General features: G+C 71.7%; 19 protein-coding genes. 14 read left to right on the forward strand and 5 right to left on the reverse strand.

Translation table 11 applies throughout. The annotated features are described in order from the left end of the window. The first annotated feature begins 57 nt into the window (after positions 1 to 57). The 6 genes from IE252_RS09675 to IE252_RS09700 all read left to right on the forward strand — a co-directional run bounded on the left by IE252_RS09675 (position 58) and on the right by IE252_RS09700 (position 7593). Complete coding sequence (locus IE252_RS09675) at positions 58 to 918, forward strand: MHYT domain-containing protein (RefSeq protein WP_190088897.1); 861 nt, start codon at positions 58 to 60, stop codon at positions 916 to 918. A 72-nt stretch (positions 919 to 990) separates the two neighbouring features. Then, positions 991 to 3123, forward strand: a complete 2133-nt coding sequence (gene uvrB / locus IE252_RS09680; protein WP_190088898.1) for an excinuclease ABC subunit UvrB — start codon at positions 991 to 993, stop codon at positions 3121 to 3123. A 117-nt stretch (positions 3124 to 3240) separates the two neighbouring features. Then, a complete protein-coding gene (locus IE252_RS09685; protein WP_190088899.1) occupies positions 3241 to 3819 on the forward strand; it encodes a TerD family protein in 579 nt (192 codons plus the stop codon). Between the two features lie 122 nt (positions 3820 to 3941). Further along, entirely contained in the window at positions 3942 to 5858 is a 1917-nt protein-coding gene (locus IE252_RS09690; RefSeq protein ID WP_190088900.1) for a TerD family protein, read from the forward strand. A 308-nt stretch (positions 5859 to 6166) separates the two neighbouring features. Then, a complete protein-coding gene (locus IE252_RS09695) occupies positions 6167 to 7147 on the forward strand; it encodes a TerC family protein (RefSeq protein WP_190088901.1) in 981 nt (326 codons plus the stop codon). 140 nt (positions 7148 to 7287) lie between these two features. Next, on the forward strand, positions 7288 to 7593 hold the full coding sequence (locus IE252_RS09700) for a hypothetical protein (RefSeq protein WP_190088902.1): 306 nt from the start codon (positions 7288 to 7290) through the stop codon (positions 7591 to 7593). A gap of 43 nt (positions 7594 to 7636) precedes the next feature. Here IE252_RS09700 and IE252_RS09705 read toward each other — a convergent pair whose 3' ends face one another. The 3 genes from IE252_RS09705 to IE252_RS09715 all read right to left on the reverse strand — a co-directional run bounded on the left by IE252_RS09705 (position 7637) and on the right by IE252_RS09715 (position 10414). After that, entirely contained in the window at positions 7637 to 8914 is a 1278-nt protein-coding gene (locus IE252_RS09705) for an MFS transporter (protein WP_190088903.1), read from the reverse strand. Positions 8915 to 9049: 135 nt separating this feature from the next. After that, positions 9050 to 9706, reverse strand: a complete 657-nt coding sequence (locus IE252_RS09710) for an MBL fold metallo-hydrolase (RefSeq protein WP_190088904.1) — start codon at positions 9704 to 9706, stop codon at positions 9050 to 9052. Positions 9707 to 9727: 21 nt separating this feature from the next. After that, the gene (locus IE252_RS09715) at positions 9728 to 10414 is read right to left on the reverse strand and encodes a maleylpyruvate isomerase family mycothiol-dependent enzyme (protein WP_190088905.1); all 687 of its coding nucleotides are present in this window, start codon (positions 10412 to 10414) and stop codon (positions 9728 to 9730) included. A 196-nt stretch (positions 10415 to 10610) separates the two neighbouring features. Here IE252_RS09715 and uvrA point away from each other — a divergent pair, with 196 nt between their 5' ends. Continuing rightward, entirely contained in the window at positions 10611 to 13547 is a 2937-nt protein-coding gene (uvrA, locus tag IE252_RS09720; RefSeq protein ID WP_229848145.1) for an excinuclease ABC subunit UvrA, read from the forward strand. A 121-nt stretch (positions 13548 to 13668) separates the two neighbouring features. Here the strand turns inward: uvrA and IE252_RS09725 are convergent, their stop codons facing one another. Continuing rightward, complete coding sequence (locus tag IE252_RS09725) at positions 13669 to 14577, reverse strand: carbohydrate kinase family protein (RefSeq protein WP_190088907.1); 909 nt, start codon at positions 14575 to 14577, stop codon at positions 13669 to 13671. 132 nt (positions 14578 to 14709) lie between these two features. On the opposite strand from IE252_RS09725, the gene IE252_RS09730 reads away from it, so the two are divergent. After that, positions 14710 to 15138, forward strand: coding sequence for a Rieske (2Fe-2S) protein (locus IE252_RS09730; protein ID WP_190088908.1), 429 nt, complete (start codon positions 14710 to 14712; stop codon positions 15136 to 15138). A 60-nt stretch (positions 15139 to 15198) separates the two neighbouring features. Here IE252_RS09730 and IE252_RS09735 read toward each other — a convergent pair whose 3' ends face one another. After that, positions 15199 to 16122, reverse strand: coding sequence for a hypothetical protein (locus IE252_RS09735; protein WP_190088909.1), 924 nt, complete (start codon positions 16120 to 16122; stop codon positions 15199 to 15201). Between the two features lie 315 nt (positions 16123 to 16437). Here IE252_RS09735 and IE252_RS09740 point away from each other — a divergent pair, with 315 nt between their 5' ends. From IE252_RS09740 to whiA, 6 genes are all read left to right on the forward strand, one after another. Continuing rightward, positions 16438 to 17094 (forward strand): papain-like cysteine protease family protein, encoded by a 657-nt coding sequence (locus IE252_RS09740; protein ID WP_190088910.1) that lies wholly within the window; start codon positions 16438 to 16440, stop codon positions 17092 to 17094. A 5-nt stretch (positions 17095 to 17099) separates the two neighbouring features. After that, on the forward strand, positions 17100 to 17909 hold the full coding sequence (locus IE252_RS09745; protein ID WP_190088996.1) for a hypothetical protein: 810 nt from the start codon (positions 17100 to 17102) through the stop codon (positions 17907 to 17909). Positions 17910 to 18038: 129 nt separating this feature from the next. Then, positions 18039 to 20081, forward strand: a complete 2043-nt coding sequence (gene uvrC / locus IE252_RS09750; RefSeq protein WP_190088911.1) for an excinuclease ABC subunit UvrC — start codon at positions 18039 to 18041, stop codon at positions 20079 to 20081. After that, positions 20078 to 21019 (forward strand): RNase adapter RapZ, encoded by a 942-nt coding sequence (gene rapZ / locus IE252_RS09755; protein WP_190088912.1) that lies wholly within the window; start codon positions 20078 to 20080, stop codon positions 21017 to 21019. Before uvrC ends, rapZ begins: the two co-directional genes overlap by 4 nt. Continuing rightward, the gene (locus IE252_RS09760) at positions 21016 to 22038 is read left to right on the forward strand and encodes a gluconeogenesis factor YvcK family protein (RefSeq protein ID WP_190088913.1); all 1023 of its coding nucleotides are present in this window, start codon (positions 21016 to 21018) and stop codon (positions 22036 to 22038) included. The genes rapZ and IE252_RS09760 overlap by 4 nt, the downstream gene beginning before the upstream one ends. Beyond that, a complete protein-coding gene (gene whiA, locus IE252_RS09765; RefSeq protein ID WP_101387789.1) occupies positions 22029 to 23018 on the forward strand; it encodes a DNA-binding protein WhiA in 990 nt (329 codons plus the stop codon). Before IE252_RS09760 ends, whiA begins: the two co-directional genes overlap by 10 nt.

Here is a 23018-nt window from a genome sequence, read left to right on the forward strand (position 1 = left end):
GCGACAGCAGTCGGCCTCTTCAGTCGGTAGTCGGTACGGGGTGAAGGGCACACGCATATGCACGGGACGGTCGACGGCTTCACCTACGGCCTCGTCACGCCGGTAGTGGCGTTCCTCATGGCCTGTCTGGGCGGCGCGCTCGGGCTGCGCTGCACCGCCAGGTCGCTACGGGCCGACCGGCCCTTCAGAGCGCTCTGGCTGGCGCTGGGCGCCACCTCCATAGGCTCCGGCATATGGACCATGCACTTCATCGCGATGATGGGTTTCACGGTCCGCCAGGAGGTGCTGAGCTACGACCGGTCGATCACGTTCGCCAGCCTGGGCCTGGCCATCGTGATGGTCGGCATCGGCATCTTCATCGTCGGCTACCGGGGTGCCACACCCCTGGCGCTGGTCACCGGCGGGACCATCACCGGGCTCGGCGTGGCCTCGATGCACTACCTCGGGATGGCCGGAATTCGACTGCACGGAGAGTTCGCCTACAACACACTCACCGTCAGCCTCTCCGTGGTGATCGCGGTCGTCGCCGCCACCGCCGCCCTCTGGGCGGCCGTCTCGGTCGACGGCTTCCTCGCCAGCCTCGGCGCCAGCGTCGTCATGGGCGTCGCCGTGACCGGCATGCACTACACGGGCATGGCCGCCCTCAGCGTCCATCTGCACGACGGCTCGGGCACCGCCGCCGGGGACTCCTCGGCCACCGTGCTCGCGCCGATGCTCATCGGCCCGGTCGCCTTCCTGGTGCTCGCGGGCGTCGTCGTGATGTTCGACCCGCTCGTGGTGATGGGCAAGCCCGAGTGGGAGAAGCGGCCGCCCCGCCCGGCGCCCGTCCCCCGCCACCTGCCGTCGTTCCCGGACCGGACCGAATGGGCCGCCCCGCACCGGCCCGGCGAGGGCTCCTCGTCGCCGCACGACTGGTGACCCGGGGCCCGGCGGGCCCCGCTCCCAGGCCGATCGCGCCCGACTGTCAGTGGGGGGTCGTACGGTGGTTCCATGCGGCCCGTTTCCAAGATCGAACGTACGGTGGCGCCTTTCGAGGTCGTCAGCCCCTACCAGCCCAGCGGCGACCAGCCGGCGGCCATCGCCGAGCTGGAGAAGCGCATCCGTGCAGGTGAGAAGGATGTCGTCCTGCTGGGCGCGACCGGCACCGGAAAGTCGGCGACGACTGCCTGGATGATCGAGAAGCTCCAGCGCCCCACGCTCGTCATGGCGCCGAACAAGACGCTGGCGGCCCAGCTGGCGAACGAGTTCCGCGAGCTCCTGCCCAACAACGCCGTCGAGTACTTCGTGTCGTACTACGACTACTACCAGCCCGAGGCGTACGTCCCGCAGTCGGACACGTACATCGAGAAGGACTCCTCGATCAACGAGGAGGTCGAGCGGCTGCGCCACTCGGCGACGAACTCGCTGCTGACCCGCCGCGACGTGATCGTGGTGGCCTCCGTCTCGTGCATCTACGGCCTGGGCACGCCGCAGGAGTACGTGGACCGGATGGTGCCGCTGAAGGTCGGCGAGGAGATCGACCGCGACCAGCTGCTGCGCCGCTTCGTCGACATCCAGTACACGCGCAACGACGTGGCCTTCGCGCGCGGCACGTTCCGGGTGCGCGGCGACACCATCGAGATCTTCCCGGTCTACGAGGAGCTGGCCGTCCGGATCGAGATGTTCGGCGACGAGATCGAGGCGCTGTCCACGCTCCACCCGCTCACCGGCGAGGTCATCAGCGAGGACCAGGAGCTCTACGTCTTCCCCGCCAGCCACTACGTGGCGGGACCGGAGCGCATGGAGAAGGCGATCACCGGCATCGAGCAGGAGCTGGAGCAGCGCCTGGCCGAGCTGGACAAGCAGGGCAAGCTGCTTGAGGCCCAGCGGCTGCGGATGCGCACCACGTACGACATCGAGATGCTGCGCCAGATCGGCAGCTGCTCGGGCGTCGAGAACTACTCGATGCACTTCGACGGCCGCGACCCCGGCACCGCCCCCAACACGCTGCTCGACTACTTCCCGGACGACTTCCTGCTCGTCCTCGACGAGTCGCACGTGACCGTCCCGCAGATCGGCGCGATGTACGAGGGCGACGCCTCCCGCAAGCGCACCCTGGTCGACCACGGCTTCCGGCTGCCCTCCGCGATGGACAACCGGCCGCTGAAGTGGGAGGAGTTCCTGGGCCGCATCGGCCAGACCGTCTACCTCTCGGCGACGCCCGGCAAGTACGAGCTGTCGCGCGGCGACGGCTTCGTCGAGCAGATCATCCGCCCCACCGGCCTGATCGACCCGGAGGTCGTCGTCAAGCCCACCGAGGGGCAGATCGACGACCTGGTGCACGAGATCCGCAAGCGCACCGAGAAGGACGAGCGCGTCCTGGTCACCACCCTCACCAAGAAGATGGCCGAGGACCTGACCGACTACTTCCTGGAGATGGGCATCCAGGTCCGCTATCTGCACAGCGACGTCGACACCCTGCGCCGGGTCGAGCTGCTGCGCGAGCTGCGGGCGGGCGAGTTCGACGTGCTGGTCGGCATCAACCTGCTCCGCGAGGGCCTGGACCTGCCCGAGGTGTCGCTGGTCGCGATCCTCGACGCCGACAAGGAGGGGTTCCTGCGCTCGGGCACCTCGCTGATCCAGACCATCGGCCGCGCGGCGCGCAACGTCTCCGGCCAGGTCCACATGTACGCCGACAAGATCACCCCGGCGATGGAGAAGGCCATCGAGGAGACCAACCGCCGCCGGGAGAAGCAGGTCGCGTACAACAAGGAGCACGGGATCGACCCGCAGCCGCTGCGGAAGAAGATCAACGACATCGTCGCGACCATCGCGCGCGAGGAGGTCGACACCGAGCAGCTGCTCGGCTCCGGCTACCGCAAGGGCAAGGATGGCAAGGGCGCCAAGGCGCCGGTCCCCGCGCTCGGTGCCAAGGCGGCGAAGTCGAAGGCGAAGGCGGGCAAGGGCGGCGAGGTCCTCACCGACCGCCCGGCGGCCGAACTCGCCGAGCAGATCGAGGAGATGACGGACCGGATGCGGGCCGCGGCCGCCGAGCTGCAGTTCGAGATCGCCGCCAGGTTGCGCGACGAAGTCGGCGAGCTGAAGAAGGAGTTGCGGCAGATGCGGGAGGCGGGACAGGCCTGACGGCCCGCCACCCGCTGTGTTGCAAGACCGACACAAATCCGCCCCGAGCGGTGGCGCACATCGCGCCACTGCGTAGGGTCGGACGGGAACGTAAAAAATGCGGAGAGGGGACAGCGCGTGACGGTCAATATGACCAAGGGGCAGGCCATCAGCCTGGAGAAGCAGGGTGGCGGCACCCTGACATCGGTGCGGATGGGGCTCGGCTGGCAGGCGGCGCCGCGCCGCGGCCTGTTCGGCTCGCGCACCCGGGAGATCGACCTGGACGCCTCGGCGGTGCTCTTCGCCGACAAGCAGCCGGTGGACGTGGTGTTCTTCCGCCACCTCGTCAGCGACGACGGCTCGGTGCGGCACACCGGCGACAACCTGGTGGGCGGCGCGGGCCAGGGCGGCGACGACGAGTCGATCCTCGTCGACCTCCAGCGCGTCCCGGTCCACATCGACCAGATCGTCTTCACGGTGAACTCGTTCACCGGCCAGACGTTCCAGGAAGTGCAGAACGCGTTCTGCCGCATCGTCGACGAGACCAACGGCCAGGAGCTGGCGCGCTACACGCTGGACGGCGGCGGTCAGTACACGGCGCAGATCATGGCGAAGGTGCACCGCGCGGGCGCCGGCTGGCAGATGACCGCCATCGGCAACCCGTCCAACGGCCGCACCTTCCAGGACCTGATGCCGGCGATCCTGCCGCACCTGTAACCACGGCCGTACGCAGGCACCACCGGCCACCACGGCCGCAACCGCAGCTCCCGGAGGCAAGGCCGCCGGGAGCTGCCCCGCACCACCGTGCACCACCGGCAACTCGACGAGGGGACAGAGCGATGACGGCCGAGCTGGTACGGGGACAGAACCACCCCCTGCCCCGGACCCGACTGGAGATCCGGGTGTCGGCCGGCACGCCGATCGTCGCGGGCGCCACCCTGGGCGACGAGAGCGGCACGGTGCGCGGGACGGAGTGGGTGGCCCACCCCGGCACGCCCACGCTGCCGGGCCTCGAAGTCTCCCGGCAGGCCGCCGCCGACCACCGCCTCGCCGTGGACCTGGAGGCGCTGCCGCAGGACGTGCACCGGGTGAACGTGCTGCTGGCGCTGCCGCCCGGGACGGCGGGCCCGGCCCGGTTCGCCGCCGTCGCCGCGCCCTTCGTCGCCGTCACCGGCCTCGACGGCACCGAGGTCGCCAGCTACACGATCACCGGCCTGGACGCGGAGTCGGCGGTCGTCGCCCTGGAGCTCTATCGGCGAAACGGCGCCTGGAAGGTCCGCGCGATCGGCCAGGGCTACGCGGGCGGCCTCGCCGACATGCTGGTCGACCAGGGCCTGCCGCAGGCCCGTGAGCTCGCCGCCGTCATCCTGGACGCGGTCGCCCTGGGCGCCTCCCGCTCGGTCGCGGCGCCCCCGCCCCGTACGTCCGACGAGGCGCGGGTACGGACGGGAGCGCCCGGCACCGGCGGGAGCGACGGCGGGCCGGCGGCCGCCGCGCCCGAGGCCGCCCAGCAGCCCCTGAGCGACGGCGGGCCCATCGACTACGCGCATCCGCGCCGCAAGACCACCGCGCCCCCGCCGCCGCCCCCCACCGCGCCGCCCGCCGCCCCCGGCGAGCCCCCGGTCCCCGTGGCGGGCGACGCCACCGGCTGGTCCATGGAGGAGCGGCTCTACAACCAGGTGTGGGGCATGTTCGAGGACCTGGCCCGCACCACCGCCTCGTACCGCAGCGCCGTCGACTTCGCGGACTCGCGGATGGAGCAGGAGCTCGACCGGGCTCTCGCGGATCCGCGCAGCCGCATCGGCTCCACCGGCGACCGGGCCCGCGAGGAGGCCTCGGCCCGCCGCGAGCAGCTCGTCGACCGCGCGCGCGAGGCCTTCGACCGGGACCTGGCGCAGCTGACCGCCGAGTCCGAGGTCGTCGAGCCCGCCCTGCCGCCCGCCTACGCCCGCTGGGACAACCCGGTCTGGCACGGCTACCGGGTGCCGATGGAGATCCCGATGGCCCTGCGCGTCGGGGACCTGCGGCTGCCGGAGCGGCCGGAGCTGCGGATTCCGATGCTGGTGCGGCTGCCGCTGGAGCGCGGCCTGTGGATCGACGCCGGGCGCTCGGGCTCCGAGGCCGCCGCCTTCATGGACGCCGAGCAGGTCAAGCGGCTCGCCGTGGAGACCGCGGTGGCGCTGGCGGCCCGCATGCTGGCGGTGTACCCGGCGCACGAGTTCGCCGTGCACGTAGTGGACCCGGCGGGGGCGGCGGCCGGGGCGTTCGCGCCGCTGACGCGCGCGGGGGTGCTCGGCGAGCCGCCCGCGGCCGGTGCCCAGGGAGTGGCGGCCGTGCTGGCCCGGCTCACCGAGCGCGTCGACCTGCTCCAGATGGCCGCGCGGGCCGGTGCCGGGGCGGACGCGCTGCCGCCGGGCATGGACACCGCCGAGCAGCTCCTGATCGTCAACGACTTCCCGCACGGGTTCGACGACCGCGCGGTCAACCAGCTGCGCTACCTCGCGGACGAGGGCCCGTCGGTCGGCGTCCATCTGCTGATGGTCGCGGACCGCGAGGACGCCAGTGCGTACGGGCCGGTGCTGCAGCCGCTGTGGCGCTCGCTGCTGCGGCTCACACCGGTCCCGGACGACCACCTGGCCGACCCGTGGGTGGGGCACGCCTGGACGTACGAGCCGCCGCTGGTCCCGGCCGGCAGCGCGATCCTGGGGCAGGTGCTGGGCCAGGTCGCGGACGCGCGGCGCGCCTGGCCGCGCTGACTCCGGGTCGGGCCGACGGCATGTAGGGGCGCGCGCGATCCAGCGCGCGCCCACCCGCGCGCCCGGTCTCGAACTCCCTCACCCACCCACCGGCTTGGCTCTTCTTTACCCTTTCCTTTACCTTCTCTTGGTGATTGGGGTAGGGTTCTTGGTGCGGAGGGGAGTACTCCCGACTGCGGCGTTCCCGTCAATACGGACCCGAAGAGACGGTTCCGGGGCGTCGGCCCACGGCACCGTCACGTGCTCGGGTGGAGGAGACCTCCGGCAGCGACGACGCTGATCTGTAGCGGTACGAAGCCGGAGGCACTGTGGACGTTTCCATGACCCTGTGGGTGCTGACCATTCTCGGTCTGTGCGCCCTGATCGCGGTCGACTTCTTCATCGGGCGCAAACCCCATGACGTGTCGGTCAAGGAAGCCGGAATCTGGACGGTCGTCTGGATCGTGCTCGCCGCGCTCTTCGGAGTCGGCCTGCTGGTCTTCGGCGACAGCCAGGCGTCCGGCGAGTTCTTCGCGGGCTTCATCACCGAGAAGTCGCTCTCCGTCGACAACCTCTTCGTCTTCATCCTGATCATGGCGAAGTTCTCGGTGCCGACCCACCTCCAGCAGCGGGTACTGCTCTTCGGCGTGCTCATAGCGCTGGTGCTGCGGGCGATCTTCATCGCGGCCGGCGCCGCGGTCATCGCCAACTTCGCCTGGGTCTTCTACATCTTCGGCGCCTTCCTGATCTACACCGCCTGGAAGCTCATCCAGGAGGCGCGCTCCGACGAGGAGGACGAGGAGTTCGAGGAGAACCGTCTCCTCAAGTCCATCGAGAAGCGGTTCGGCGTCGCCGACCGGTACCACGGCACCAAGCTCTTCATCCAGGAGCACGGCAAGAAGGTCATGACGCCGCTGCTCGTCGTGATGCTGGCCATCGGCATGACCGACGTGCTGTTCGCGATGGACTCCATCCCCGCGATCTTCGGCCTGACCCAGGACCCGTACATCGTCTTCACCGCCAACGCCTTCGCGCTGATGGGTCTGCGCCAGCTGTACTTCCTCATCGGCGGACTGCTCAAGAAGCTGGTCCACCTCAGCTACGGCCTCTCGGTGATCCTCGGCTTCATCGGCGTGAAGCTGGTGCTGCACGCCCTGCACGAGAACGGGGTGAACGTCCCCGAGATCTCCATCCCCGTCTCGCTCGCCGTCATCTGCGGCGTGCTGGTCGTCACCACGATCACCAGCCTGATGGCCGCCAAGAAGCAGACGGCGGCCGAGGAGGACGAGAAGAAGAGCGTCGGGGTCTGACCCCCGGGGGCGCGCGGTGCATCCGCACCGGCGCGCGGCACCGGCCGGCCGGGCGCGGAGTTGCCGTGCCCGTCGGCCGGTGCTTGCTTGTACGGGGAGAGCTCCCGGTCGGCGGGGGCGCCGCGGACCAGGAGGCCCCCATGAAGTTCGCGCAGATCATCGACTTCGAGACCGAGCGTGCGGACGAGATGCGCGAGCTCATCCGCCAGTACGAGGAGACGGCCCGGGCACAGGGCCGCAAGCTCGGCCCCTCGCACCGCACCCTGCTGCGCGACCGGGCCAATCCCAACCGCTATCTGGCCGTCGTCGAGTTCGACTCGTACGAGGAGGCCATGGCCAACAGCGACGCGCCGGAGACGACCGAGCTCGCCAAGCAGCTCGCGGCGCTCTCGACGCGCCCGCCCGCCTTCACGGACTGCGACGTGGCGGAGTCGGAGGACCTGTAGCCCCCGGCGGCCCCTGGGAGCCCTACCAGGGCCCCAGGGGCGGCTAGGCGGGCGCCGCCTCGGCCCCCGCCTCCGCCGTGTCGAGCACCGGCCGGGTCTCCGGCAGGAGCGCGAAGCAGCCGAGGCTCAGCAGGGCGATCCCGGTCAGATAGGCCGCCACGCCCCACGGCGGCCCCTCGCCCCGGGCCAGTGCGGTCGCCACGATCGGGGTCAGCGCGCCGCCCAGCACCCCGCCCAGGTTGTAGCCGACGGCCGCGCCCGTACACCGCACCCGGGGCTCGTAGAGCTCCGGCAGATAGGCCGCGATCACCGCGAACATGGTGATGAACGCGAGCAGCGCGCCCAGCACCCCGGCGAACATCAGCAGCGGCTCGCCGGTCTGGAGCAGCGCGACCAGCGGGAACATCCACAGCGCGCAGGCCGTGCACCCCGCCAGGCAGAGCGGCCGCCGCCCGTACCGGTCCGCCAGCAGGGCCGAGACCGGGGTCAGCGAGCCCTTCACGGCGACGGCGGCCATGATGCAGACGAGCATGACCGTACGGCTCACGCCGAGGCGTTCGGTGGCGTATGCCAGGGCCCAGGTGGTCACCGCGTAGAAGACGGCGTAGCCGACCGACAGCGCGCCCGCCGTCAGCAGCACCAGCCGCCAGTGGTCGCGGACCACCTCCGCCAGCGGCAGCTTGGCGCGCTCGCCCAGCTCCTGGAACTGCGGGCTCTCGGCGAGGGAGGAGCGCAGCAGCAGCCCGCCCGCCGCGAGCAGCCCCGCCCCCCAGAACGGGATCCGCCACCCCCACGACCGGAACTCGGCGTCGGTGAGCCCCGCCGAGAGCACCAGCATCACCCCGTTGGCCAGCAGGAACCCCAGGGACGGGCCCATCTGCGGAAACGACGACCACAGGACGCGGCGCCGCGCGGGCGCGTGCTCCACGGTCAGCAGCACGGCCCCGCCCCACTCGCCACCGAGGCCGAGCCCCTGCAGGAAGCGCAGGACGAGCAGCAGGACGGGGGCGGCGGCTCCGATCGTCGCGTACGAGGGCACACAGCCGACGGCGACCGTGGCGAAACCGGTCAGGAACAGCGAGAGGAACAGCACCGGGCGTCGTCCGTACCGGTCACCGATGTGACCGAAGACGACAGAGCCGAGCGGACGGGCGACGAACCCGATCCCGAAGGTGCCGAAGGCGGCCAGGCTGCCGGCCAGCGGGGAGAACGTGGGGAAGAAGAGCGGGCCCAGGACGAGCGCGGCGGCCGTCCCGTACACGAAGAAGTCGTAGAACTCGACAGCGGTGCCCGCCAGGGAGGCGGCGGCGAGCCGTGTCATCGACGGTGGTGCGTGTGTGGGGGGAGAGGTGGGGGAGAGGTGCATGTGGCGCCAACTACCCGTGCTCACGGGCGGTTACGGGGGGCGTGCGGAAGCGCGCCCGCGCCGTGGACGAGCGCCTCGCCCCCGATCGCGCTACCAGCCGCGGGCGCGCCACTCCGGCAGCTTGGGGCGCTCCTCGCCGAGCGTGGTGTCGTTGCCGTGACCCGGGTACACCCAGGTCTCGTCCGGCAGCACCGCGAAGAGCTTGGTCTCCACGTCGTCGAGGAGGCTGGCGAAGGCCTTCGGGTCCTTGTGCGTGTTGCCGATCCCGCCCGGGAACAGGCAGTCGCCGGTGAACAGGTGCGGGTGGCCGTGCGGGTCGTCGTAGACCAGCGCGATCGAGCCCGGGGTGTGGCCGACCAGATGGCGGGCGGTCAGCTCGACCCGGCCGACGGTGATCGTGTCCCCGTCCTCGACGGGGACGTCGGTCGGCACGGGGATGCCCTCGGCGTCGTAGCGGCCCGCGTAGGTCGTCGCGCCGGTGGCGGCGACGACCTCGGCGAGCGCCTGCCAGTGGTCGCCGTGGCGGTGGGTGGTGACGACGGACTTGATGCCGTCGTCACCGATCAGCGTCAGGAGGGTCGAGGGCTCGGCCGCCGCGTCGATCAGGAGCTGCTCGCCGGTGGCCCGGCAGCGCAGCAGATACGCGTTGTTGTCCATCGGGCCGACCGCGACCTTGGAGATCATCAGGTCCCCGAGCTCGTGGACATCCGCCGGACCGCCGACCTTCACCGCTCCGCTGTACGTCATGGGCTCAGCGTAACGCCGGGCCTACAGCGGCGGCAGGGCGGGCAGCGGGCCGCCGGAGGCCTCCAGGGCGGCGCCGTCCCTGCGGCCCGCGAGCCAGCCCAGCAGGTCCCACGCGGGGCCGCCGACGGTCACCGGGGTGCCCACGGTGCCACCGGTGCGCAGGGTGTGGCCGTTGTTGCCGGTGAGGGTGACCGGCGGGACCGAGGCGTTCCCCGAGAAGCGGTCGGCCAGGAACTGGATCTCGCGCCGGACGAAGTCGACCGGCAGGTCCTCCAGCTCGTAGCCGACGCCCAGGTCGACATGGTGCAGCTCGACCTCGATCAGCCGTCGGAAGGGGATGCGGGCGGCCTGGTCGAGGACGCCGTTGCGGAGCTCGACCGTGCGGGCCCAGTCGGCGGGCCGGGCGCCCTCCTCCTGGAAGCGGGCCGCGCTCTCGCGCAGGTCGGCGAGGTGGGCGTCGAGCGGCCGTGCGGCGTCGCGCGCGATGTCGGCGTCCCGGGCCTCGCCGCTCTCGTACATGGGGCGGCCGGCGAGCACGTTGACGAGCGCGTCCGCGTTGCGGGCCACGTGGGCGAGCACATGGCCGCGACTCCAGCCCGGCAGCCGTGACGGCTCGGCGACCGCCGCGTTGTCCATTTCGGCGGCTGCGGTGAGCAGCCGGTCGGTGGCTTCCCGTACAGATGCCAGGTCCTGCGCATGATCAATCATGCGGCCGACGATAGTCCTGCCACTCATTCGGGTGAAGCCGCTTGGGCGAGTCCGTAAATCGAATGCGCGTGCTATAGGCTCGTCAGTGGCATCAGGCATCCTTGGCTGTAAAACGAACCATCGCCCTGGCGACCCCCCATAGTCTGAGACGGGGGCTCCGCCCCCCTGCTTCTCTTCAAGAAAGGTGCGGACCGGCGTGGCCGACCGTCTCATCGTCCGTGGCGCGCGCGAGCACAATCTCAAGAACGTCTCGCTCGACCTCCCGCGCGACTCCCTCATCGTCTTCACCGGGCTCTCGGGGTCGGGCAAGTCGTCCCTCGCGTTCGACACGATCTTCGCCGAGGGGCAGCGCCGCTACGTCGAGTCGCTCTCCTCGTACGCCCGCCAGTTCCTCGGCCAGATGGACAAGCCGGACGTCGACTTCATCGAAGGTCTGTCGCCCGCGGTCTCCATCGACCAGAAGTCGACCTCGCGCAACCCGCGCTCGACGGTCGGCACCATCACCGAGGTCTACGACTACCTGCGTCTGCTCTTCGCGCGCATCGGCAAGCCGCACTGCCCCGAGTGTCGCCGTCCGATCACCCGCCAGTCGCCGCAGGCGATCGTCGACAAGGTGCTGGAGCTGCCCGAGGGCAGCCGCTTCCAGGTGCTGTCGCCGCTGGTGCGCGAGCGCAAGGGCGAGTTCGTCGACCTCTTCGCCGACCTCCAGACCAAGGGCTACAGCCGCGCGCGCGTGGACGGCGAGACGATCCAGCTCTCCGAGCCGCCCAAGCTGAAGAAGCAGGAGAAGCACACGATCGAGGTGGTCATCGACCGCCTCACCGTGAAGGACTCCGCCAAGCGCCGCCTCACCGACTCGGTGGAGACCGCGCTCGGCCTGTCCGGCGGCATGGTGGTGCTCGACTTCGTCGACCTCGCGGCCGACGACCCCGAGCGCGAGAAGATGTACTCGGAGCATCTGTACTGCCCGTACGACGACTTGTCCTTCGAGGAGCTGGAGCCGCGCTCCTTCTCCTTCAACTCGCCCTTCGGCGCCTGCCCCGACTGCACCGGCATCGGTACGCGCATGGAGGTCGACCCCGAGCTGATCATCCCGGACGAGGAGAAGTCCCTCGACGAGGGCGCGGTCTCGCCGTGGTCGCTGGGCCACACCAAGGACTACTTCGCCCGGCTGGTCGGCGCGCTCGCCGAGGAGCTCGGCTTCCGTACGGACATCCCCTGGGCGGGGCTGCCGCAGCGCGCCAAGAAGGCGCTGCTGTACGGCCACAAGACGCAGATCGAAGTGCGCTACCGGAACCGGTACGGAAGGGAGCGCGCCTACACGACCTCCTTCGAGGGCGCGGTGCCGTTCGTCAAGCGGCGCCACTCGGAGGCGGAGTCCGACGGGGCGCGCGAGCGCTTCGAGGGTTATATGCGCGAGGTCCACTGCCCCACCTGTGAGGGCACGCGACTGAAGCCGCTGGTCCTCGCGGTCACCGTGATGGACCGCTCCATCGCCGAGGTCTCCGCGATGTCGATCAGCGACTGCGCCGACTTCCTGGGCGAGCTCAAGCTCAACGCGCGCGACAAGAAGATCGCCGAGCGGGTCCTGAAGGAGGTCAACGAGCGGCTGCGCTTCCTCGTCGACGTCGGCCTCGACTACCTCTCGCTCAACCGCGCCGCCGGGACGCTCTCCGGCGGCGAGGCCCAGCGCATCCGCCTCGCCACCCAGATCGGCTCGGGCCTGGTCGGCGTGCTCTACGTGCTGGACGAGCCGTCGATCGGTCTGCACCAGCGGGACAACCACCGCCTCATCGAGACGCTGGTGCGCCTGCGCGACATGGGCAACACGCTGATCGTCGTCGAGCACGACGAGGACACCATCAAGGTGGCCGACTGGGTCGTCGACATCGGCCCGGGCGCCGGTGAGCACGGCGGAAAGGTCGTCCACAGCGGCCCGTTGAAGCAGCTCCTCGCCAACAAGGAGTCGATGACGGGGCAGTACCTGGCGGGCAAGAAGTCCATCCCGCTGCCGGACGTCCGGCGCCCCGCGGACCCCTCGCGCAAGCTCACCGTGCACGGCGCCAAGGAGAACAACCTCCGGGACATCGACGTCTCGTTCCCGCTGGGCGTGCTGACCGCCGTCACGGGCGTCTCCGGCTCCGGGAAGTCGACCCTGGTCAACGACATCCTCTACACGCACCTGGCGCGCGAGCTGAACGGCGCGCGGGCGGTGCCCGGGCGGCACACGCGCGTGGAGGGCGACGACCTGGTCGACAAGGTCGTCCACGTCGACCAGTCGCCCATCGGCCGTACGCCCCGGTCGAACCCGGCGACGTACACGGGCGTTTTCGACAACGTGCGCAAGCTGTTCGCCGAGACGATGGAGGCGAAGGTGCGGGGCTACCTCCCGGGCCGCTTCTCCTTCAACGTCAAGGGCGGCCGCTGCGAGAACTGCTCGGGCGACGGCACGATCAAGATCGAGATGAACTTCCTGCCGGACGTGTACGTGCCGTGCGAGGTCTGCCACGGGGCGCGCTACAACCGGGAGACGCTGGAGGTCCACTACAAGGGCAAGTCCATCGCCGAGGTCCTCGACATGCCGATCGAGGAGGCGCTGGAGTTCTTCGAGGCGGTGCCGACGATCGCCCGTCATCTGCGGACGCTGAACGAGGTGGGGCTCGGTTACGTCCGCCTCGGCCAGTCCGCGCCGACGCTCTCCGGCGGTGAGGCGCAGCGCGTGAAGCTGGCGTCCGAGCTGCAGAAGCGGTCGACGGGGCGGACGGTGTACGTCCTGGACGAGCCGACGACCGGGCTCCACTTCGAGGACATCTCGAAGCTGATCAAGGTCTTGTCGGGCCTCGTCGACAAGGGGAACTCGGTGATCGTCATCGAGCACAACCTCGACGTCATCAAGACGGCGGACTGGGTCGTGGACATGGGTCCCGAGGGCGGCAGCGGCGGTGGCCTCGTGATCGCCGAGGGCACGCCGGAACAGGTCGCGTCCGTGGCCGCGAGCCACACGGGCAAGTTCCTGCGCGACATCCTGGGCGCGGACCGGATCAGCGACGCGGAGCCGGCGCGGGCGCCGGTGAAGCGGGCGACGAAGCGGGCCCCGGCGAAGAAGGCAACCTCCCGCGCCCGCAAGGCCTGAGCCCGGAGTTCGTCTGCGGACCCCGCGCCCCGAGGATGCCGCGCAGCGGCATTCAAGGGGCGCGGGGAACTGCGCGACCAGCCCAGCACGGTCCGCAGACGAACTCCCACCCCCGGAGGGTTTAGGGAAGGGGCGGGGTGGGGCATCGCAGCGCCGAGGCGTAAGGCGGCTGCGCCCCCCGCTCCCCGCACGTCAGCGCAGCCGCATGCGCCGCAAAGGACAGCGCCGCCCGCCACCCGGACGCGGACAGCGGACCCCGCCCCGCCACCACATGCAGCAGCGCCGCGTTCACCGTGTCCCCCGCCCCGATCGTGTCGACCACCTCGACCCGCTCCCCGGGCACGGAGACCTCACGCGGACCGGACCGGGTCCACACCGTCATCCCCGCCGCGCCCCGCGTAAGCACCACCGCCTCCGGCCCCGCCGCCAGCCACGACTCCACCCCGCTGCCCAGCCACGCCGCGTCCTCCTCGGACAGCTTCAGCAGGGACACGTACGGCAGCCAGGAGCGGAAGCGGGCCCGGTAGGCGTCCGCGTCCGGGATCAGGCCGGCACGGATGTTCGGGTCGAGCAGGGTGAACACACCCCGCCCGGACTCCCGCCGCAGCAGCGCCTCGTACGCCGACGCCCCCGGCTCCAGGACCAGCGAGCAGGTGCCGAGCGCCAGCGCCCGTACGCCGGAGGGGAGTTCGGGCGGGAGCTCGAAGAGGCGGTCGGCCGTGCCGGAGGCGTAGAAGCCGTATCCGGCCGCCCCGTCCGACCCCACCGTCGCCACCGCCAGTGTCGTCGGCTCGGGGCCGCGCTGGACCAGGGAGGTGTCGACACCGGCGGCGCGCAGCCCGTCGAGGAGGGACTCGCCGAAGCCGTCCGTCGACACGCGCGAGCAGAACGCGGCCTCGGCGCCGAGGCGCCCGAGGGCCACCGCCGTGTTGTACGGGCCGCCCCCGGGCCGGGGCGACAGCGGGCCCAGCCGGTCGCCGGGGCGCTCCGGGACGAGGTCGATGAGGGCTTCTCCGGCGACGACGATCACGCGGCCGAACGTACACCCACCCGGACCGGTCCCGTCCAGCCCCGGCGCCCGTCACCACCCACCCCCGGGCCCCACAGGTCCCGCCGGTATCGTCGGATACGTCACCAACCCCCCATGACCTGTGGAGACCCCATGTCCGGCCAGCCCGCCGCCCGTCGTACCGTGCTGAAAGGCGCGGCCCTCGCCGGGGCCGCCGGGCTGGGAGTGGCCGCCTGCTCCACCGACTCCAAGCTCGGCCACGCCGAGAGGCCGACCCCGACCGCGCCGGTCACCCTGGGCGCGCCCGAGGAGATCCCGGTCGGCGGGGCCAAGCTCTACCGCGAGCAGCGCCTGATGGTGTCCTGCCCGGCCAAGGGCGAGTACAAGGCGTTCAGCGCCCAGTGCACCCACGCCGGCTGCGTCCTCGACAAGATCGAGGACGGGCACGGGAACTGCCCCTGCCACGGCAGCCGCTTCAACGTGATGACCGGCAAGCCGGTCCAGGGCCCGGCGACCGTGCCCCTGCCCTCCGTCCCGGTGAAGGTCAAGGACGGCAAGCTCGTCGCCGGTCCGGACGCGTAGGGAGCACTGACGGCGTCCTGGGCGCACTGCCTACGTACGTAGTACGTAGGCAGTGCGCCCTCACGCCCAGTCCCAGTCGATCCCCAGGATCCCCGGTCGCACCCCCTGCTCGACCAGGTGCACCGTGCGGTGCTGCCCGCTCAGCGTCAGGTCGCCCCGGGCCGAGCGGGCCGCGCCGGCCGACGTCCGGGAGAAGCGGCGGCAGCGCACCGGCAGGGCGTGCTCGTCGAAGCGGACCTGGAGCACGTACTGCCCGCCCGCGAAGCTGAAGCCGCGTACGTACTCGCTGCTCGGGCCCGCCGTGCCGTCCTCGAAGCCGTAGCCGAAGAGGTACGTCTCACCGGCCCGCAGCCGGGCGTCGAAGAGCAGCTCGGCCACCAGGACGCCGGTCTCGGCGTCCCAGCGCACCCGGCCGGTGCGGCAGTTCTCGGCGGCGCGCACCCGGACCCGGGACGGGTCGCAGCCCGGGTCGCCGTGGTGGATGGCGAGATAGCGGTCGACGCCGTCCCGGTGGGCCCGCACCACCTGCTGGGAGTCGCGGCCCAGCAGCTCGCGGTGCGCCCCGACGCGCACCCGCTCCTGGTGGCCGACGGTGTGCAGCCCGCCGTCCACGGGTGACTCCAGGCCCGTGATCAGCCGCTCGACGGCCCCGGAGGCCTCCACCAGCGAGCGGTAGGAGCGGCCCGCCGGGCGTTCCGCCTCGCGCGCGTCGGCGTCGTCGAGCAGCCGCAGCAGCGAGCGGTCCGGCAGCCCGAGGACCTCCTCCAGGGCGCGCACGGCCCGCAGCGACTCGGCGCGCTGCGGCCGCCGGGCGCCCTGCTGCCAGTAACTGAGGCTGGTCACACCGACCTTGACGCCGCGCCCGGCGAGATGGTGCTGGACGCGTTGGAGCGGCAGTCCGCGGACGGCGAGCGCGGCGCGCAGCGCCAGATGGAACGGACCGGTGTGCAGCACCTGTGCCAGATCGGCATCGGTGTGGAGCATGGGGGACTCCCTCGGGACTGCTCGGATCTCGGTGGGGGGTGGCCGTACGGGCGGCCTGGTTCAACTGCGCCGCCGGCCCGGGGACTTCGGGCCGCACAGTGAACGTTCACGGCGGGGGGTGGTCACGGGTCGCCGCGGGACCCGGGCGGCCTGGTGGGCCCGGAAGGCCCGTTCACATGGCGGCCACTCCGTTCACACCCGCGTCTCACCCCGCATTGAAGCGCGTTGACCAGCCCACGACAACGTTCGATGCTCACCGAAAGCGTCCGGACGCGCTCCTCCGATCCCCACACCCCCCGCTTCGGGAGGAACGCGATGCACAACCGCAAGAGACGGCTTCCGGCTCTCGCCCTCGTGGTGACGGCCCTGCTCGCCGCCCCCACGGCGAGCGCCGTCGCATCCCCGCACGAGCCCGGCACGACCGCCGCCGCCACCACGACCGCCGCCACCGACACCCGTACCGCCGCCGACCCGCCGTCCGCCACGGCAGCCACGTCGAAGCGGCTCAACATCACCATGCAGGCCCAGCAGAAGAACAACTGGTGCTGGGCCGCCAGCGGGAACACCATCGCCACCTGGTTCGGGCGCTCCTACAGTCAGAACCAGTTCTGCAACGCCGCCTTCGGGCGCCAGCAGGGCTACGACTGCCCCAACTGGCAGGCGGACCTGGGCAATGTGCAGAACGCGCTGAGCTGGGCCGGGATCAACTCCGGCTCGTACGTCAGCGGGTGGCTGCGCTACTCGACCGTACAGACCGAGATCAACGCCAACCGGCCGATGGAGAGCCGCATCCAGTGGTCCAGCGGCGGTGGTCACATGCATGTGATCTACGGGTACGACACGGCCAGCAGCTGGGTCTACTGGGGCGACCCGTGGCCCTCCAGCAACCGCTACAACTGGGCCTCGCACGACTGGTACGTCGACAACGACTCGTTCTCCTGGACCCACTCGCTCTACCGGATCGGGGCGTGACGACGATGACCCTGCGACGTCTGTCCTCCGCCGCCGCCGTCGCGGCCCTGCTCACCGGCCTCTGCGCCTCGTACGCGGCGGCCGGCGAGCACCCCACCGCGACGGCCGACTCCAAGGCGGCCGCCCGCCAGGCGGCCGCGGCCCCCGCGACCCTCGACACGCTCTCCCGGTTCTTCGCCCGGGACGGCAAGGTGTCCCTGACCGCCGCCGCCCCGCGCATCCAGGGCGACGCGGTGCCCGTCTACACGCTCTCCCCGGAGTTCGTCGCCGGGCGGGCGGGCGCCTCCGTGGCGAAGCTGGAGTACCTCGCCTCCACGGCCGTCTCCTCGGACGGCCAGAAGGCCTCCCTGTGGACCGTTCCGCAGGGCACCACCTGGAAGGTGGTGAACATAGCCACCGGTGACGACGAGGCCCGCTACGCCGCGGCGGGCGCGAGCCGGCTGCCGGGCGGCACCGTCTTCCAGGAGCCGCAGATCAACGCCTGGTACGTCCAGAAGGGCGCCACCGTGCTCCCCCTGGACGAGGACGCGGTGCGCGCGGTCGGCGCCGAGGGCACCACGCTGGGCGCCTATCAGAAGCGCGTCCAGCGGGCCTACGGCGACAAGCTGCCCGGCTCCGCGTACGCGAAATCCGGCAAGGCCGGGGGGTACGGGCAGACGCCCGAGGAGGCCCGGGCCCAGGCCGCGGCCGCCGCACCCACCGGCGGGGACAGCGCCCTCACGGCCACCTCGGTGACCGCCGGTGCGGGGGCCCTCGCGGCGCTCGGACTGGGCACCGTGGCGCTGCGACGTCGGCGCGGGGGCAACCGGGCGTAGGCCTTTCCCAGGACTGTGCGATCAGCTGCGGATCGTGCGTGGCTGGTCGCGCAGTTCCCCGCGCCCCTCAAGCGAGGGGCGCGGCCCCGTGAAACCGCGTTGTCGGTCCCCGCCAGTAGGGTGGTGGACATGGCAGACCCCTCCACCTACCGCCCCAAGCCGGGACAGATCCCCGACTCGCCGGGGGTCTACAAGTTCCGGGACGAGCACCGCCGGGTGATCTACGTCGGCAAGGCCAAGTCCCTGCGCCAGCGGCTCGCGAACTACTTCCAGCCGCTCACCAGCCTGCACCCGCGCACGGCCACGATGGTCACCACGGCCGCGTCCGTGGAGTGGACGGTCGTCTCCACCGAGGTCGAGGCCCTCCAGCTCGAATATTCGTGGATCAAGGAGTTCGACCCCCGCTTCAACGTCAAGTACCGCGACGACAAGAGCTATCCGTACCTGGCGGTCACCCTCAACGAGGAGTTCCCGAGGGTCCAGGTGATGCGCGGCGCCAAGAAGAAGGGCGTGCGCTACTTCGGTCCCTACGGACACGCGTGGGCGATCCGCGAGACCGTCGACCTGATGCTCCGAGTCTTTCCCGTACGGACGTGCTCCGCCGGGGTGTTCAAGCGCTCCGCCCAGATCGGCCGCCCCTGTCTGCTCGGCTACATCGGCAAGTGCGCGGCCCCCTGCGTCGGCCGGGTCACGCCCGAGGAGCACCGCGAACTGGCCGAGGACTTCTGCGACTTCATGGCCGGGCGCACCGGCACGTACATCCGCCGTCTGGAGAAGCAGATGGGGGACGCGGCCGAGGAGATGGAGTACGAGCGGGCGGCGCGGCTGCGCGACGACATCGGGGCGCTGCGCCGCGCCCTGGAGAAGAACGCGGTGGTGTTCACCGACGCCACCGACGCGGACCTGATCGCGGTCGCCGAGGACGAGCTGGAGGCGGCCGTCCAGATCTTCCACGTGCGCGGCGGCCGGGTGCGCGGCCAGCGCGGCTGGGTCACCGACAAGGTCGAGGCCGTCGACACGGCGGGCCTGGTCGAGCACGCCCTCCAGCAGCTGTACGGGGAGGAGACCGGCGACTCCGTACCGAAGGAGGTGCTCGTCCCGGCGCTGCCCGAGGACGCGGAGTCGGTCGGCGCCTGGCTGGCCGGGCGGCGCGGGTCGCAGGTCTCGCTGCGGATCCCGCAGCGCGGCGACAAGAAGGACCTGATGGCGACGGTCGCACGCAACGCGCAGCAGGCGCTCGCGCTGCACAAGACCAAGCGCGCCTCGGACCTGACCACCCGCTCCCGGGCCCTGGAGGAGATCGCCCAGGCCCTGGACCTGGACAGCGCCCCGCTGCGGATCGAGTGCTTCGACATCTCGCACCTCCAGGGCGAGGACGTGGTGGCGTCCATGGTCGTCTTCGAGGACGGCCTGGCCAGGAAGAGCGAGTACCGGCGCTTCCAGATCAAGGGTTTCGAGGGCCAGGACGACGTCCGGTCCATGCACGAGGTGATCACCCGCCGCTTCAAGCGGTACCTGGCCGAGAGCGCCCGGCTGGGGGAGTGGGCGGACGGCGAGGAGGACGGCGAGTCCGGCCCGGCCTCCTCCGGCGAGGTCCCGGCGCCCGGCGAGGCCCCCGTGGAGACCGGCCCCCGCACCGAGGACGGGCGGCCCAAGCGGTTCGCCTACCCGCCGCAGCTCGTGGTGGTCGACGGCGGCCAGCCGCAGGTGGCGGCGGCCAAGCGGGCCCTGGACGAGCTGGGGATAGACGACGTGGCGGTCTGTGGGCTGGCCAAGCGCCTGGAGGAGGTCTGGCTGCCGGACGACGACGACCCGGTCGTGCTGCCCCGCTCCAGCGAGGGGCTGTATCTGCTCCAGCGCGTGCGTGACGAGGCTCACCGGTTCGCCATCACCTACCAGCGGGCCAAGCGGACGAAGCGGTTCAAGGCGAGCCCCCTGGACGCGGTGCCGGGCCTGGGCGAGTCCCGCAAACAGGCTCTCGTCAAGCATTTCGGCTCGGTGAAGCGGCTCCGGTCGGCGACAATCGAGCAGATCTGTGAAGTTCCCGGGATAGGCCGCAAGACGGCCGAGACCGTGGCAGCGGCCCTGGCCAGGACAGCCCCGGCCGCACCCGCCGTGAACACGGCGACAGGAGAGATCATTGAAGAGGACGACGGGGGATCCGCGAAATGACTGAGCACGACCGAGCAGAAGCAGAAGCTGGAGCCGCACACGTGAGTACGGGCACGACGAACGACGCCGCAGAACCGGCCATCCCCGAGCTGGTGATCATCTCCGGGATGTCCGGCGCCGGGCGCAGCACCGCCGCCAAGTGCCTGGAGGACCTCGGCTGGTTCGTCGTCGACAACCTGCCGCCCGCGCTGATCCCCACCATGGTGGAGCTCGGCGCCCGGTCCCAGGGCAATGTGGCCCGCATCGCCGTCGTCGTCGACGTGCGCGGCCGCCGTTTCTTCGACAACCTCCGCGAGTCGCTGGCCGACCTGGACTCCAAGCAGGTCACCCGGCGGATCGTCTTCCTGGAGTCGTCCGACGACGCCCTGGTGCGCCGCTTCGAGTCGGTCCGCCGCCCGCACCCGCTGCAGGGCGACGGCCGGATCGTCGACGGCATCGCGGCCGAGCGCGACCTGCTGCGCGAGCTGCGCGGGGACGCCGACCTGGTGATCGACACCTCCAGCCTCAACGTCCACGAGCTGCGCGCCAAGATGGACGCCCAGTTCGCCGGGGACGAGGAGCCGGAGCTGCGCGCCACGGTGATGTCGTTCGGCTACAAGTACGGCCTGCCGGTCGACGCCGACCTGGTCGTCGACTGCCGCTTCCTGCCGAACCCGCACTGGGTGCCGGAGCTGCGCCCGTTCACCGGCCTGAACGAGGAGGTGTCCGGTTACGTCTTCAACCAGCCGGGTGCCAAGGAGTTCCTCAACCAGTACAGCGAGCTGCTCCAGCTGATCGCGACCGGCTACCGCCGCGAGGGCAAGCGGTACGTGACGATCGCGGTGGGCTGCACCGGCGGCAAGCACCGCTCCGTCGCGATGTCCGAGAAGCTGGCCGCCCGTCTCGCCTCCGAGGGGATCGAGACCGTCGTCGTACACCGGGACATGGGGCGCGAGTGAAGGTGTACCGACGGCGCACGAGCGGACCGGTGCTGCGCACCGGCCGCAAGCGTGGCGCCCAGCCCAAGGTCGTCGCCCTCGGCGGCGGCATGGGCCTCTCCGCGTCGCTCGCGGCGCTGCGCCGGATCACCGGCGACCTGACCGCCGTCGTCACCGTGGCCGACGACGGCGGTTCCAGCGGCCGGCTCCGGGAGGAGCTGGGCGTGCTGCCGCCGGGCGACCTGCGCAAGGCGCTGGCGGCGCTCTGCGGCGACGACGACTGGGGCCAGACCTGGGCCCGGGTCATCCAGCACCGCTTCCAGTCCCAGGGCGACCTGCACGAGCACGCGGTCGGCAATCTGCTGATCGTGGCCCTGTGGGAGCAGCTGGGCGACCACGTCCAGGCGCTCGACCTGGTCGGCAAGCTCCTCGGGGCGCACGGCAGGGTGCTGCCGATGTCCGCCGTCCCGCTGGAGCTGGAGGCGCTGGTCCGGGGCCACGACCCGGCCCGCCCGACCGACGTGGACACGGTCCGCGGCCAGGCCACGGTGGCGCTCACCCCCGGTGAGGTGCAGTCGGTCAACCTGGTCCCGCACGACCCGCCGGCGGTCCCGGAGGCGGTGGAGGCCGTCCTGGACGCCGACTGGGTGGTGCTCGGCCCGGGCTCCTGGTTCTCCTCGGTCATCCCGCACCTGCTGGTGCCCGAGCTGCTCGACGCGCTCACGGTGACCAAGGCCCGCAAGGTGCTCTCGCTGAACCTGGCGCCCCAGCCCGGCGAAACCGATGGCTTCTCTCCGCAGCGTCATTTGGAGGTTTTGGGACGACACGCCCCTAAACTCGCCCTGGACGTGGTGCTGGCCGACGCGGCCGCCGTGCCCGACCGCGAGTCCCTCGCCGACGCCGCCAAGCAGCTCGGCGCCGTGGTCGAGCTGGCGGCGGTCGCCGCGCCCGACGGCTCCCCCAAGCACGACCGGGAGCTGTTGGCCGCCGCGTACGACCGTATTTTTCGGATGCATGGAAGGATCGGCCCATGGCGATGACGGCAGCGGTGAAGGATGAGATCTCCCGGCTCCCCGTCACCCGGACCTGCTGCAGAAAGGCGGAGGTCTCGTCGATCCTGCGGTTCGCGGGCGGCCTCCACCTGGTCAGCGGCCGCATCGTGATCGAGGCGGAGCTGGACACCGCGATGGCGGCGCGCCGGCTCAAGCGGGACATCCTGGAGATCTTCGGCCACAGCTCCGAGCTGATCGTGATGGCTCCGGGCGGGCTGCGCCGCGGCTCGCGCTTCGTCGTCCGGGTGGTGGCGGGCGGCGACCAGCTGGCGCGCCAGACGGGCCTCGTGGACGGCCGCGGCCGCCCCATCCGGGGCCTCCCGCCCCAGGTGGTCTCGGGGGCCACCTGTGACGCCGAGGCGGCCTGGCGCGGGGCCTTCCTCGCCCACGGCTCGCTCACCGAGCCGGGCCGCTCCTCCTCCCTGGAGGTGACCTGCCCGGGCCCGGAGGCGGCGCTCGCGCTGGTCGGCGCGGCCCGCAGGCTCCAGATCGCGGCCAAGGCCCGCGAGGTGCGCGGCGTGGACCGCGTGGTCGTGCGCGACGGCGACGCGATCGGCGCCCTGCTGACCCGGCTCGGCGCGCACGAGTCGGTGCTCGCCTGGGAGGAGCGGCGGATGCGCCGCGAGGTCCGGGCCACCGCGAACCGCCTGGCCAACTTCGACGACGCCAATCTGCGCCGCTCGGCGCGGGCCGCCGTCGCCGCCGGGGCCCGGGTGCAGCGCGCCCTGGAGATCCTGGGCGAGGAGGTGCCGGAGCACCTGGCGGCCGCCGGGCGGCTGCGCATGGAGCACAAGCAGGCCTCCCTGGAGGAGCTGGGCGCGCTCGCCGACCCGCCGCTGACCAAGGACGCGGTCGCGGGCCGGATCCGCCGGCTGCTCGCCATGGCGGACAAGCGGGCGCAGGACCTGGGCATCCCCGGCACCGAGTCCAATCTGACCGAGGAGATGGCGGACGGCCTGGTCGGCTGA

It is taken from the genome of Streptomyces melanogenes, from assembly GCF_014649795.1.
Lineage (GTDB): Bacteria > Actinomycetota > Actinomycetes > Streptomycetales > Streptomycetaceae > Streptomyces > Streptomyces noboritoensis.

Excerpts from the sequence above, each read along its gene's own strand:
- rapZ (WP_190088912.1), top strand. The coding sequence starts at position 20,078 with ATGACTGAGCACGACCGAGCAGAAGCAGAAGCTGGAGCCGCACACGTG.
- IE252_RS09730 (WP_190088908.1), top strand. The coding sequence starts at position 14,710 with ATGTCCGGCCAGCCCGCCGCCCGTCGTACCGTGCTGAAAGGCGCGGCC.
- uvrB (WP_190088898.1), top strand. The coding sequence starts at position 991 with ATGCGGCCCGTTTCCAAGATCGAACGTACGGTGGCGCCTTTCGAGGTC.
- IE252_RS09715 (WP_190088905.1), bottom strand. The coding sequence starts at position 10,414 with ATGATTGATCATGCGCAGGACCTGGCATCTGTACGGGAAGCCACCGAC.
- uvrC (WP_190088911.1), top strand. The coding sequence starts at position 18,039 with ATGGCAGACCCCTCCACCTACCGCCCCAAGCCGGGACAGATCCCCGAC.
- IE252_RS09740 (WP_190088910.1), top strand. The coding sequence starts at position 16,438 with ATGCACAACCGCAAGAGACGGCTTCCGGCTCTCGCCCTCGTGGTGACG.
- IE252_RS09705 (WP_190088903.1), bottom strand. The coding sequence starts at position 8,914 with ATGACACGGCTCGCCGCCGCCTCCCTGGCGGGCACCGCTGTCGAGTTC.
- whiA (WP_101387789.1), top strand. The coding sequence starts at position 22,029 with ATGGCGATGACGGCAGCGGTGAAGGATGAGATCTCCCGGCTCCCCGTC.
- IE252_RS09745 (WP_190088996.1), top strand. The coding sequence starts at position 17,100 with ATGACCCTGCGACGTCTGTCCTCCGCCGCCGCCGTCGCGGCCCTGCTC.
- IE252_RS09710 (WP_190088904.1), bottom strand. The coding sequence starts at position 9,706 with ATGACGTACAGCGGAGCGGTGAAGGTCGGCGGTCCGGCGGATGTCCAC.
- IE252_RS09675 (WP_190088897.1), top strand. The coding sequence starts at position 58 with ATGCACGGGACGGTCGACGGCTTCACCTACGGCCTCGTCACGCCGGTA.
- IE252_RS09700 (WP_190088902.1), top strand. The coding sequence starts at position 7,288 with ATGAAGTTCGCGCAGATCATCGACTTCGAGACCGAGCGTGCGGACGAG.
- IE252_RS09690 (WP_190088900.1), top strand. The coding sequence starts at position 3,942 with ATGACGGCCGAGCTGGTACGGGGACAGAACCACCCCCTGCCCCGGACC.
- IE252_RS09735 (WP_190088909.1), bottom strand. The coding sequence starts at position 16,122 with ATGCTCCACACCGATGCCGATCTGGCACAGGTGCTGCACACCGGTCCG.